Below are 12,736 nucleotides of genomic sequence, written 5' to 3' on the forward strand. Positions count from 1 at the left end.
TTAAGTATTAATTTGAATAGGCAAAATAAGGCATTTTTTAAGAAAAAATCTTCCCGCACTCATTATATTTGCATAATTATTAAACATACTATGGAAAAGATATTCAATAATACACAAGTCGCATTTACCTTAAAGAGCGATACTGAGCTAGATAGAGCTTACTTTCTTTTTAAAATGATAGATATGCAGCCTTTGGTTAAAATAGGTACTGCAGTTACAAATTTTGCTATTAAAGCACACTTGCCTGTTGAAGGATTGATTAGAGCTACTGTTTTTGATCATTTTTGTGGTGGTACAACGGAAGAAGATTGTCTTCCAGTAGTAGACAGAATGTTTACGAAAGGTGTTTCTTCTGTACTAGATTATTCTGTAGAAGGAAAGGAAGATGAGGCTCAATTTGATGCGGCGATGGATAAAACATTGAAAATTATTGATTTTGCAAAAGAACGTAAATCAATTCCATTTGCAGTGTTCAAACCAACAGGTTTTGGACGTTTTGAATTGTATGAAAAATTAGGTGAAGGGAAAACGCTAACAGCAGAGGAACAAGCAGAATGGAATAGAGTAGTAGTGCGTTTTGACAGAGTATGTAAGTTAGCGAATGAAAAAGATGTAGCATTATTGATTGATGGAGAAGAAAGCTGGATGCAAGATGCAGCAGATGCTTTGGTGGTAGAAATGATGCAGAAGTATAATAAAGAGAAAGCGATTGTATATAATACATTACAAATGTACCGTTGGGATCGTTTGGATTATTTGAAAAAATTACACGTACAAGCTCAGGAAGAAGGCTTCTATATTGGTATGAAGTTAGTTCGTGGAGCTTATATGGAAAAAGAAAACAAACGTGCTGAAGAAAAAGGATATCCTTCTCCGATTTGTGTATCAAAAGAAGCGACTGATATTAATTATGATGCTGCAGTAAATTATATGGTGGAACATATTGATAAAATGGCTGTTTTTGCAGGAACACATAATGAAGATAGTTCATATAAATTAATGGAATTGATGGCTGCAAAAGGTTTAGCGAAAAATGATGCTAGAATTTGCTTCGGTCAATTGTATGGGATGAGCGATAATATTAGTTATAACTTGGCAGATGCAGGTTATAATATTGCAAAATACTTGCCCTTTGGTCCCGTTAGGGACGTGATGCCGTACTTGATTAGAAGAGCGGAAGAAAATACTTCTGTAGCTGGCCAAACCAGTAGAGAATTAACGTTGATTAAAACGGAAAGAAAAAGAAGAAAAGAACAACGATAGTTTCATAGTAAATAAAAAAAGCCAAGGTAATTCTTGGCTTTTTTTATAGATGAATTTTAAAATTCTTATCTGTTAACAATAGAAAAATGGTCAGTATACAAACCATTAGAGAGTTAAAGTAATGATGGTATTCCTGATGTGCCATATGTGTTGTAAATGCGCCTACGGCAAAAGGAAATAAGAGTAATAATCCCAAGTTTTTCAAGCGAGAGTCATAAAGACCGAGTAATACAATTATAAGCCCAAGAACTTCTGCGATTCCAATCCAAATTGTCCAGGTTTTATTGAAGCCAAGCGATTCCATGCTTTTCACCATTTTTGGAAGTAAGAAAATTTTATAAAGTCCTGCATAACCAAAGATATAGACATAGTAAATGTAAGCAGCCCAATGTGTAACGTTTAAAAAGTATTTCATGATTCTATTTTTTTAACAAAGATATTTTGTTCTTTTGTTATATGTAAGTACTGACGAAATTGTAGGGTACTAACAAAAAAGTAAGTATATGAAAAAAGAAACATCAACAAATACAATTAATCAGAATCATTTGAACGAAGAATGTGGTATGGTTTATACACTTTCAGTGATAGGAGGGCGATGGAAGCTTAGTATTTTAGGATTATTGCTAAGCAATGGAAGACTGCGGTATAATGAATTGAGACGTAAACTTATTGGTGTTTCGGAGCGTATGCTAATCGCACAGTTGAAAGAATTGCAAAGTGATGGTTTAGTGAATCGAATTGTATATCCTGAAGTTCCTCCAAAAGTAGAATATGAATTAACAGAAAAAGGGTTGACATTAGAGAAGATATTAGTGAAAATGTCGGAATGGGGAGAGGATCAGAATTCGAGTAATAATGCTATAAATATAAAAAAGCCAAGATAATCCTTGGCTTTTTTTATGTTTAAATTAGAATCTACTATTTAAGCATTTTCTTTAGGGGCTTTGTCATAGTTTAACATCCAGTTGACACCAAATTTGTCTGTTAGCATACCAAATTTTGCACCCCAAAATTGTTCAGATAATGGCATAGTGATATTTCCGTCTTTTGAAAGGTTTCCGAAAAAAGTATCAATCTCGGCAGTACTACTACAATTGATGGATAGCGTAATTGCATTCCCTCTCTTTAATTCACAGCTAAGACTATCTGAAGCCATTAAAACCAGACCTCCATTGATAAGGTTGGCATGCATTATATGTTGTTTTGCTTCTGCAGGAACCTGATCCTCCATAGGAGATCCTTCAAAGGGCATCATAACCAATTCGCCTCCGAAGCATTCTTTGTAAAAAGCCATTGCCTCACGACAATTACCATCAAAATTTAAATAAGGATTAATTTGTGTCATAATTGTTAGTTTCTTTATTATCGTATTAATTTGTTAGTTTCGATAGATAAGGTAATTTTTCGATTTGAAAAATCCGAATATAATAATTTTATACTAAAAATAAAGTTAAATTTATAAACAAAGAATGATTTTACATTTTCTTAATACTATTAAATGCTTGACGATAGACTATAGATTTACTTCAAAAAGACTGCTATAATTGTGTAAAATTTTCTGCTTTCGGAATTCCATTTAAAACAGTAACAGCAATAGTAGGCGTTGGTATTGCCAGTTTGCGTTGAATCGTATCAATCCAAGCTCCATCTACAGTAATTACAGCGCAACTTTTACCATCTGCATTAATAAATTCATGTTGAATGGACCAACGTGAAGCATCTTCTTTCATTTTTAAAAGTGTGGTTGTAATGGTAATCTGATCTGCCAAATGTATTTCTTTTCTAAAAAGACATTCTTCTCTAAAAAGAACAGGACCAAAATGTTCTTTTTGCATTACACGCATCGTCAATCCAAGTTGTTCTAAAATTTCAACACGATGTTGAGCGCCAAAATCATAATAAGCACTATGTCTCATATGAAAATTAGGGTCAATGTCTGACCAGCGAATGGATATTTTTTTACTAAATGTTGTCATAATCAATGGTATAAAATTAGTGGCTTACAATTGCTTTTATTTTGTAAGTATAAAAAGGTTTTAAAGTACTAAAGTATGAAAAGGATAGTAATTAGTTGTACCTTTTGCTTCTTAAAAATACCTTAAAATTAATAGTTGGAAGATTAGTTTGATTGAATCGAATAAAATTTAAAAGCATGAAAATTGAATTCCCATTGGCTTATTCTTGGTTTATAGTAAAAGGATTAACTGCTGTAGAGCCATGGTATTTTATCGATACGAAGGAGAGTATTATGGAGACTCCAAATTGGTTAAAAAAAGAATATTTTAATAAAGCATTTTGTATTGAAACAGGTGCAGACTTTGAGGTATATCTTTTTGCTAGTAGGCAAGATCGAGAAGATTTTGCTTTTTTTCTGGTTAGAAATGGTAAAATTGAGGATAAGGTAATTACCTGTCATTTGTCATTCAGTGGTAAACGAGAATTAGTTGACCCCTATAGAGAAGAGGAAATAAATCATACTTTTATGAGTTGGATGAAAGATATAGTTTTAAATGATATAGCAGAATGGATAACAGAAGAAGATTTAATAGAAGAGTATGAGTAAAATAAAGGTTTTTTTGCAGGCCGTTTTGGATCAGGCTTTAGCTGAATTTGAAAAGAAAAATAATACAGTTTCCCTATATACATTGGCCTTTTACCACGATCATGAGTCGAAAGCAGTATCCATTTGCATAGATACCGAAGAAAATTCTAAGATGAAATTAGTACAGGAAAATAAATATAACATGGAGTATTTCCAAGAAGCGCTAGAAGAAAAAGACTTAGCAGCTATTGCTTCTTGGAATGCCAATATCGAAAGAAATAGTTCAATAGGAGATTTTGCATTTATTAATCTTGCTTATACACCCTTAGCAGCACTAAAAGGAGGGAAACAACTCTATTTATCTATGATTCAAGTTGTACTTGATAATGAAGAAAGAATTGCTATGTTGACCAATGAAAAATATAAATTAGCATTTTTTTGTTCTGGACCAAATTATGAAGTAGAGTATAAATGGAAATGTATAAACTAATATGCCACACCGATTTTGTCCTTTAGATTCTTTTTTTCAAAATCTAATAACCATGATTTTCGCCACAAACCACCACCATAACCTGTCAGACTCCCATCTGAACCTATAATACGATGACAAGGAATAATAATTGAAATTCGATTCATTCCATTGGCATTGGCAACAGCGCGAACTCCTTTTGGATTATTTATTTTTAGCGCTTGTTCCATATATGAACTGGTTGAACCATAGTGAACGCCTAATAAAACATCCCAAACTTGATTTTGAAAATCAGTTCCTTTGGTATCCAGCGGAATAGTGAATTCTTGTCGAGAACCTTCAAAATATTCTTGAAGCTCTTGTTTTAGTATTTCAAAATAACTGTTTTTTCCTTGAATAATAGTAGCATTGTAGAGTTTGGTCAACATTTTTAACTCGGTTTCAAGCATTTTACGATCACTAAATTCCAAGAGACAAATTCCTTGATTTGTTGCACATGCTACCATTGTTCCTAAAGGGGTTTCTAATCGAGTGAAATCAATTATTGTTTGCGCTTTAGTTTTGGATGGGGCTACGCCAAAAATCGTTTTAAAGGATTCACCAAAACCACTGAGTGATTCGAAACCAACATCATAGGCGGTAGCGGTTACAGATTCTCCATTTTGAATTTTCTTGAAAGCCGAATTGATTCGATGCATTCTTTGATAGGCATGAAATGTAATCCCATGATTTTTAATAAACCATCGGCGTACTGTACTAGGTTCAATATTGCGCTGTATTAAATCCAAATCTTTAATCTTTACAGAAGGATCATTATTAATCTCATCGAGTAATTGTTCTATATAAGGAGGTGTTTCGCGATAAGGATTTAAAGGTTTACATACTTTACAGGAACGATAACCTTTTAGAATAGCCTCTTTTGAGTTAGAAAAATATTCAACATTTTCTTTCTTGGGTTTTCGAGCGGTACAGGTTGGGCGACAAAATATCCCTGTTGTTTTGATAGCAGCATAGAAGATACCTTCAAAAGAAGAATCTTTTTCAACCAGTGCCTTATACATAATTTCATCCGTTAGCATAATTAGATCATTTAGAATGGAACGATTTTATTTTCTATAGGACAAAGTTAGATTCAGCATACTCAGCACACAACCGAAAAATAGACACGTATTTTTTAATTCTTTTAAAAAAATAATTCCATTTCAAATTGATCTACGGTATGGGTTAAACCAGCTGCTTGTATTTGCTTTATTTTTTCTTGTAGTCTGGAATCTACATTATTTATAGTGATGGTTTCAGCAACCTGTTTTACTCCATTAAAAAGGCCATTCCAAGCATCTTCAGTAGTATTCATTGCATTTATTTGTGCTATATAACCATTGGTTGGATTAATGATGAAGTAACCTTTTGGTCCATCATTGGTTTCAACACTGTAATATTTATAATTTCCCTTTTTTATAGTATTTTGATGATTGTCCCAGGAATAAAACGATTGGTTTGGCAAAAGTTCCCACTCAATTTCACTTAGGTTGTGTTCTTCTAATTCAACTGGTATTTCTGAACTTGGTGTAACATGCCCTTTAAAGCATCTATATTCTTTATTGATTTTAAAACCTATCGTTTCATATACGTGTTTTGCTTTTGTGTTTTCCTGAATTACTTCTAGGCTACACTTTGTAACGCCATTGTTCTTTAAGTCTGGTAAGGCATAATCATAAATCGTTTTAACGATTTGTTTGCCACGATAATCAGGAATCACACCAGTTCCGGTATTAAATGCGGTTGTATGTCCATTTCTAGAATCAATAGCATTGATAATAAATCCTACTAGTTTACCTTCATCAAACATTCCATATGATAAATCATATCGAACATTTGCAGCATTCCATCTGTTTCTATAATATTCCGGATCGGTGGATAGAGGAACATAATAATTTTCAAAAGACTTTAGAAAACAATCGATTAAAGTTTCAAAAGGAACGGTGCTTAATTTTTCTACTTTCATTATAATGATTAGATAGGGGAATAAGTGATTTATTAAAGTAAATTTTAAATGCTTCTTTGAATTATGGCATTCGCATAAGAGTTTCTCTTAAACGGCGTATTAATTTTGGACTAGCAAGGCAATCGATAGGTGTAATGTTATTGAGTGCAGGAACATTCTGTTCAAGCCACCATAGTCCTTCTTCCAGCCCTCTTTTTCCATAAATAACTACAGCCAGATCAAGATGACCACCAATTGATTTTGCTAAAGTATGGGCATTATCATCCAGATAATCTTCTTCATATAGTTTGACATATTTCTCCCAGCTTTCATCGCCAGCATAATATTTTTCCAGTTGTCCCATAATTAGAATTGGTAGTATTTTGCGAATATAGCCCTAAATTACTAAATTATTTTATAAATTTATAGAGGTAACAGGATGTTAATAGGTTTGTCATTGAGCTGAAATCCTGTAAGAATGAGCCTAAAGTTGCAAAAACTATTTTAATGTAAGAGAATATGGCATAAAAATTGTCTTAACAATCAATATCAAAAACTAATCTTTAATTAATTAAGTATGAAAAAGGTCATTTTAAGTTTAAGTGTTTTCTCAATGGTGTTTTTAGCAAGTTGCAATAACAAGCCTAAAGAAGAAAATGTTGAGGGAACAGAGAAAGAAGTAACGGAATTGCCTGTTGGTGAAGCAAAAATGGAAGCTGCAGCATTGAATTATTATGAAGCAATCTTACCGGCAGCATCTAGTGGAGAGAGAACAATTGGCTTGACACTAAATGTGAATGGTGATGCAGAAATGATTACCGATTACAATAATTATTCCCCAGAAATTGTGGAAATGGGAACGTGGAAGAAAAATGATGATGGAACAACAGCAGTTTCTTTAGTAACTGTAGGAAGTGGTTCTAGCGCTAAAAATGAAATGTCATTTAAAGTAGATGGAGATCAATTAGTATATGTTGGTAAAGAATATGGTACTGAAGGATTAAAGTTGAAAAAAACAGAGAAACCTGCACCAAAAGATAAGGAATTAATGATGTGGGTTAATAAGAAAAAAGGAACATGTGCTGTGAATCCTCCAGGAAAAGGTACTAAAGAGTGTTACCAAATTTCATACGATAAATTTGCACCAAAGAATGATAAAGACTGGCAAAATTTCTCTGAAGAAATTGAAGGATTTAAATATGTTCCAGGTAAAGTTCAACAAATTAAAGTAGTTAGAAAAACAAGAACTGACAATATGCAAGATGTAAGTATGTATACTTATACTTTCAAAGAAGAAGTTCCAGCGAAATAAAGGATTTAATTTTTCATAAAAAAGCCGACTAATTTAGTCGGCTTTTTTTATTATTTTTTCTTCTTTGATTTTCCTTTTTTCTTCGATTTCTCTTTCTTCTTTGCCTTTTTTGCTTTTTCTTTTTCCTTAGCTTTTTTCTTCTTAGCCTTTTCTTTTTCTTTCGCCTTTTTTTGTTTTTCTTTCTTCTTGGCTTTTTCTTTTTCCTTGGCTTTTTTGATCTTCTCTTTCAGCTTGTCTTTTTTAGCCTTTTCTTTGGCTTTATTTTTTTTCTCAGATTTCACTTTTTTCATGCCTTTTTCTTTAGATTCATTTTCCAGTTCAGATTCAGCTTCTTGAACTTCTTCTACAATGATAACTTCTTCAATTTCAGCTGTAGCAGCATCGGTCGTAGCTGTTTCATCAGTTGAATTATCTTGTGGTGTATTCTGAATTTGATCGGTAGTATTTTGATCTATAGGATTTTCACTATTTTCTACGGGTTTTGGTGTGGCTTTTCTCATGTACTATGGTTGTTTTTTCTAATTAATTGTAAATTAGGTGTTAACAAATATAATTATAATATAAACGTTTCAATGTTAAGTTTTTATATATAAAAGTTTAGCTTATGGAAAACTAAAAACCCTTTGCGACTAGAAGAAGCAAAGGGTTTTTTCAATTGAAATAGTATTTTTGTTTTTCTAAAACGCCATAGTTTTTATAGAAATAATTGACTGTTTTTTGAAATAAAATTAGGAATGATACTATTAAATTTCAAATTCTCCATTAGAATTTGAAATATTCCATTTACCACTTACACGATAAGTACTTGCAGTTTCATAAGTATCTTCAAAAAATTGGAAATGATTAATTTTTCCATTTTGAACTTTGATTCGGATTGCAAAAGGAGAGTGTGCTTTTTGTTTAAGATTTTTTGATTCAATTTCAATAGTTCCAAATACAGCAACATCTTCGCCTTCTCCAAAGACATATTCAACATCAAACTTATGAAAGATCATATTATTTGCAATAAGTGTTGAATATTTAGCAAATTCTTCAATTCCCTCATGACGCCCAGCCCATACCATAATTTTTTTTAATGGATCATCGTTTTCATTTAAAGAAATATAGACAACATCAGAAGATAAATAAGTCGGATATGATGATATATCACCATAGTTGTTTAAGAAATCTTTTACAATTTGTATATTTGAATTTTTAATATTTTGATTTTTGTTAATAAATTTTTTTGCTTCACCAACAGGTAACTCCGTTACTTCTTTCTCGATTCCCTCTATATTTTCTTTTTTAGGCTTGTTATTATAACTTGCTAAGAAAACCATTGAGAAAATACTTAAACTTAAAATGACCTTTTTCATACTTAATTAATTAAAGATTAGTTTTTGATATTGATTGTTAAGACAATTTTCAGGGTCCATTTTACCTAAACGTCCAAATTCATTTAGATCCCCAGCGACTTCCATATGAATGGATTGATTAATACCTCCAATTTTAAGAGGATCAAAGTCACTAATTGTAATGAACTTTGCTATCCCAAATAGCAAAGCTTCTTTTCAATTGAAATAGTATTTTTGTTCTACCAAAGTATCCATATTTCTATAAATGCAATTGGAGCTACAGAAATGAAATTAGTAATGGATAGAATTATACTTCAAATTCACCGTTAGAATTTGAAACTTTCCATGTGCCACTTACGCGATAAGTACTTGCAGTTTCATAAGTATCTTCAAAAAATTGGAAATGATTAATTTTTCCATTTTGAACTTTGATTCGGATTGCAAAAGGAGAATGTGCTTTTTGATTAAGATTTTTTGATTCAATTTCAATATTTCCAAATACAGCAACATCTTCACCTTCCCCAAAGACATATTCCACTTCGAATTTATTAAACATCATATTTTCTGAAATAATAGTTGAATATTTGATGAATTCTTCGATTCCTTCGTGGCGTCCAGCCCATACCATAATCTTTCTTAGTGGATCATCATTTTCATTTAAAGATATGTAGACTACATCAGAAGATAGATAGGTTGGAAATGATGATACATCACTATAGTTGTTTAAAAAATCTTTTACTATTTGTACATTTGAATTTTCCATAATTATTATTTTTAGATTAATTCTTTAGCTTCATCTAGGGTAACTAGTTTGCCTAAACTTCCAAATTCATGTAAATCTCCAAAGACTTCAATTCGGATAGATTGGTTAATACCGCCAATTTTGAGTGGATCGAAACCATTGGCTGTAATTAATTTTGATACTACGTTTCCAGCATCAACATTATCTGTAGCATAGAATTCAACCATGCGTACTGGAGTGCTATTTGCAGCCTCACTTAATGAATTAGCGCTAACACTACCAAAAGCTTTTACCAATGGCGTATCTTTAGTTAATAAGTTTGCAATGATTTGACCTGAAGATTGATTTTGATCAATAGTTTTATGAAAATTACCTTTTTCATCAACTTCAATTGGATTTGAAGGATCAACGATGATTTTGCCTTTTAGTTCATTTGCATATTGTACAACAAATGTTTTAATTGCTTCAAACCAGATTGCCATAATAATTACATTTGAATTTTTAATAGCATCCTCAATCGTTGCTGCGGTGGCAAGACTTCCTAGTTTTGTTGTAAGTACTTCTGCTTTTTCAATAGTTTGATCTGCGATTATTACTTTTTGCCCTCCTCTGACTAAATTTGTTGCAAGACGAGACCCTATATTGCCAGTACCAATAATAGCGACGATAGGGTTATTTTTTAAATGATTATCCATAATGCTTATTTTGATGTTAATTTGACTAAGTGAATTAAACCCTTATAATTAGGTTTTTATCTTTAACCAAAGTTACGGCGCAAGCAAAAGGTCTACCAATAAGATTTCTTAATAAGCAATGTTAATAGATGTTAATAATCATTTTTTATATAATGAAGAAAGTAACCAAAGAATGAAAAATAATATTTATTTTAAGTAATGAAGTAGTTTTGTTTTTTTTGAACGACAGAGATCTTTTGATCATCTAGTTCTGCTAAGGTATTTTCAATCATTTCAGACATGGCGTCCAATGCCAGATCATTGGGCTGAGTGCCGAAAGGATCCTCTAATTCATCGGCAATTGCTTCGAGTGCTGTAAAAGTATAGGCGACAAATACGATAATAAAAGGTGTAATCCAGCCTAAACTTTCCACAAATCCAAAGGGAAGCATAAAGCAGTACATATAGACAGTGCGGTGTAACAAAACGCTATAGGTATAAGGGATAGGAGTGCTGGAAATTCGCTCACAACCACCAATGATATCTGATATTTTGTTTAAATTTTCATCAAAGGCAATCTGCTGTATCGAGTCAATTCGGCCTTCTCGGCGGGCATTTTGTATCCAAAGCCCAAGGCTTTTCATGATGACAATAGGTTTGAAAGTATTGTTTTTCAATGAATTTGCCATAGTATTAGGTAATAACCGTTGTAAGTCAGGGTCAGCATCCGTATTTCGAAGTTGATGTTTCAGAGCATGTACAAGGGCAGTAAGTTGTTTGATGAAATCAGTTTGCTGAGGTTTATAATCCTCTCCTTCAATGAGCGTATGAGCTTGTCTTGCCAGAGAACGAGTATCATTTAATAGTGCACCCCAAAGTTTTCGTCCTTCCCAGAAACGATCATAACTTACATTGTTACGAAAGCCTAAGAAAATAGCCAATGCTATTCCAAAAAGCGTAAAAATAGCAGGGTTGAGGTGGATATGATGTTTCAGTAAAAAATCACGGAAGTAAACAATTAATAAAGAAAAGAGGAATAAAAGGCATAAACGAGGTAATAATTGAGGTAAGACGGAGCCTTTCCATTCAAAAAGCATCTTAAACCAATTTGTTTTTTTCTTGGTAATCATTTTTGATTCAAATTTTATGAATATAAAATTAAGAATTAATACTGGAAAAAATATGGATTAGGACAAGAGTCTTCCGTTTTTGTGCTTATAAGAGGCCTAAATTTAGTTCCTGATAGCTGAATTTTATAAACCCTTATCCAAAATATAATTTGAATAAGGGTTAAACTATTTTATAATTGGCGTAATAAGTTGCGCCATTCTTCGGGTTCAGGTAATGTAGGTTTTCGATCGCCAAAAAATTGTACAATCAGTTCACCAGTTTTATCAAAAACCTCTACTGAAGTTACAATACCTAAATCGGTAGATTTTTGTACTATATACGCATTATGCATTTGGTCTTCTTTCAGTTGTAAACAGAAATCTTGATCCTGAATTTTGAGTATTTGATTTAGTTTTGAAACATTGTAAATGCATCCGGTATGTATTTGAATACATCCTTTATTACCCACAAAAGCCATAATAGAAACATTCGAAGTAACCGCATTGAGCAATAAGGAATAGATGGCTGAAGTAGGTATTTTTCGTACATAACCAGAAGGTGCCAATCGTAAAGCTTGAACTCTGGATACTTCAAATTCTTGGAGCATTCCAAAAAACTCATGTGTGTCTTTTAGTAATCGCCAAGTATTTTGTAAACCGATTTGGTCAATCTCATTATCAGGCTTTTCGATAGGTTGGACAGGATCTTTTACTATTTCAATAGCGCTACTTGTATTGGTTATACTGCCGTATTTAGAAATAAAATGACTATAGGTTTCTGGCGAAGCAGTAGGGTCAAAGTATATTTTCTGGATGGCTTGTCCATTTTTAGCAAAAAATTGAAAACTAGCCATAGTCTTTTCTGGAACAAGGTAGCCGTGTGCCCAATGCATCATGAATAAGCGCAAATCGATTTCTTTGGTTAGTGCAGTACCTACGGGACCTTGAAAAGTGACAACATCGTAAACACCAGTTTTTTCATGAATAGCATTATCATTGGTCGTAACAGCTGTAATTGTTCCTAATAAATGCAGTTCTTGTAATAATTCTTTCCAATTACCATGTAATTGAATGACATTATCCAGTATTGCAATGCGTTCAACTTCTGTTGTATTTTCTGTTACAGAAATATTTTTTTCAATGATTTGATCAAATTGTTCTTCTATAGATGATTTGTTCATGGGGATTGATTTTATAAATGAATAATTGAAGGGTAAATTTCCTGATATTGTTTGGAAAATAGCTTCTAAAATTCACGTCAAAACTTGTACTTTTAGGACATTTTGTTATAATGAGGTTTACATTTA

The 12,736-nt window shown here is 32.3% G+C and carries 17 protein-coding genes; 5 read left to right on the plus strand and 12 right to left on the minus strand.

All coding sequences use genetic code 11. The annotated features are described in order from the left end of the window. Positions 1-90 precede the first annotated feature (90 nt). Entirely contained in the window at positions 91-1,263 is a 1,173-nt protein-coding gene (locus tag P6733_RS02645) for a proline dehydrogenase family protein (RefSeq protein ID WP_306350050.1), read from the plus strand. Between the two features lie 43 nt (positions 1,264-1,306). On the opposite strand, the gene P6733_RS02650 is transcribed toward P6733_RS02645, so the two are convergent. Continuing rightward, a complete protein-coding gene (locus tag P6733_RS02650; protein ID WP_306350051.1) occupies positions 1,307-1,678 on the minus strand; it encodes a DoxX family protein in 372 nt (123 codons plus the stop codon). An 88-nt stretch (positions 1,679-1,766) separates the two neighbouring features. Here P6733_RS02650 and P6733_RS02655 point away from each other — a divergent pair, with 88 nt between their 5' ends. Next, entirely contained in the window at positions 1,767-2,147 is a 381-nt protein-coding gene (locus P6733_RS02655) for a winged helix-turn-helix transcriptional regulator (RefSeq protein WP_306350052.1), read from the plus strand. A 38-nt stretch (positions 2,148-2,185) separates the two neighbouring features. Here P6733_RS02655 and P6733_RS02660 read toward each other — a convergent pair whose 3' ends face one another. Beyond that, positions 2,186-2,608, minus strand: a complete 423-nt coding sequence (locus tag P6733_RS02660) for a VOC family protein (protein ID WP_306350053.1) — start codon at positions 2,606-2,608, stop codon at positions 2,186-2,188. Between the two features lie 193 nt (positions 2,609-2,801). Continuing rightward, positions 2,802-3,239 (minus strand): acyl-CoA thioesterase, encoded by a 438-nt coding sequence (locus P6733_RS02665; RefSeq protein ID WP_306350054.1) that lies wholly within the window; start codon positions 3,237-3,239, stop codon positions 2,802-2,804. A gap of 176 nt (positions 3,240-3,415) precedes the next feature. Between P6733_RS02665 and P6733_RS02670 the strand changes: the two genes are divergently transcribed. Both P6733_RS02670 and P6733_RS02675 read left to right on the plus strand, forming a co-directional pair. Further along, positions 3,416-3,826: a hypothetical protein gene (locus P6733_RS02670; protein WP_306350055.1), complete on the plus strand. Its 411-nt coding sequence runs from the start codon at positions 3,416-3,418 to the stop codon at positions 3,824-3,826. Beyond that, positions 3,819-4,295, plus strand: coding sequence for a hypothetical protein (locus P6733_RS02675; protein WP_306350056.1), 477 nt, complete (start codon positions 3,819-3,821; stop codon positions 4,293-4,295). Before P6733_RS02670 ends, P6733_RS02675 begins: the two co-directional genes overlap by 8 nt. Here P6733_RS02675 and P6733_RS02680 read toward each other — a convergent pair. The 3 genes from P6733_RS02680 to P6733_RS02690 form a co-directional block, all read right to left on the minus strand. Beyond that, entirely contained in the window at positions 4,292-5,353 is a 1,062-nt protein-coding gene (locus P6733_RS02680) for a bifunctional transcriptional activator/DNA repair enzyme AdaA (RefSeq protein ID WP_306350057.1), read from the minus strand. The genes P6733_RS02675 and P6733_RS02680 overlap by 4 nt on opposite strands. A 104-nt stretch (positions 5,354-5,457) precedes the next feature. Next, the gene (locus P6733_RS02685) at positions 5,458-6,279 is read right to left on the minus strand and encodes a GNAT family N-acetyltransferase (protein WP_306350058.1); all 822 of its coding nucleotides are present in this window, start codon (positions 6,277-6,279) and stop codon (positions 5,458-5,460) included. 61 nt (positions 6,280-6,340) lie between these two features. Further along, positions 6,341-6,622, minus strand: a complete 282-nt coding sequence (locus P6733_RS02690) for a hypothetical protein (protein ID WP_306350059.1) — start codon at positions 6,620-6,622, stop codon at positions 6,341-6,343. Positions 6,623-6,835: 213 nt separating this feature from the next. Between P6733_RS02690 and P6733_RS02695 the strand changes: the two genes are divergently transcribed. Further along, a complete protein-coding gene (locus P6733_RS02695; RefSeq protein WP_306350060.1) occupies positions 6,836-7,570 on the plus strand; it encodes a DUF4377 domain-containing protein in 735 nt (244 codons plus the stop codon). 50 nt (positions 7,571-7,620) lie between these two features. Here P6733_RS02695 and P6733_RS02700 read toward each other — a convergent pair whose 3' ends face one another. From P6733_RS02700 to P6733_RS02725, 6 genes are all read right to left on the minus strand, one after another. Further along, positions 7,621-8,070 (minus strand): hypothetical protein, encoded by a 450-nt coding sequence (locus P6733_RS02700; RefSeq protein ID WP_306350061.1) that lies wholly within the window; start codon positions 8,068-8,070, stop codon positions 7,621-7,623. Between the two features lie 243 nt (positions 8,071-8,313). Then, a complete protein-coding gene (locus tag P6733_RS02705; protein WP_306350062.1) occupies positions 8,314-8,925 on the minus strand; it encodes a nuclear transport factor 2 family protein in 612 nt (203 codons plus the stop codon). A 286-nt stretch (positions 8,926-9,211) separates the two neighbouring features. After that, positions 9,212-9,667, minus strand: a complete 456-nt coding sequence (locus P6733_RS02710; protein ID WP_306350063.1) for a nuclear transport factor 2 family protein — start codon at positions 9,665-9,667, stop codon at positions 9,212-9,214. An 11-nt stretch (positions 9,668-9,678) separates the two neighbouring features. Further along, positions 9,679-10,341 carry an NADPH-dependent F420 reductase gene (locus tag P6733_RS02715; RefSeq protein ID WP_306350064.1) on the minus strand — a complete coding sequence of 221 codons (663 nt, stop codon included), beginning with the start codon at positions 10,339-10,341 and terminating at the stop codon, positions 9,679-9,681. A 191-nt stretch (positions 10,342-10,532) separates the two neighbouring features. Then, complete coding sequence (locus P6733_RS02720; protein WP_306350065.1) at positions 10,533-11,450, minus strand: bestrophin family protein; 918 nt, start codon at positions 11,448-11,450, stop codon at positions 10,533-10,535. 170 nt (positions 11,451-11,620) lie between these two features. After that, positions 11,621-12,610, minus strand: coding sequence for a ChuX/HutX family heme-like substrate-binding protein (locus P6733_RS02725; RefSeq protein WP_306350066.1), 990 nt, complete (start codon positions 12,608-12,610; stop codon positions 11,621-11,623). Positions 12,611-12,736: the final 126 nt, after the last annotated feature.

This window comes from Flavobacterium aerium, assembly GCF_030766725.1.
Taxonomy (GTDB): Bacteria; Bacteroidota; Bacteroidia; order Flavobacteriales; family Flavobacteriaceae; genus Flavobacterium; species Flavobacterium aerium.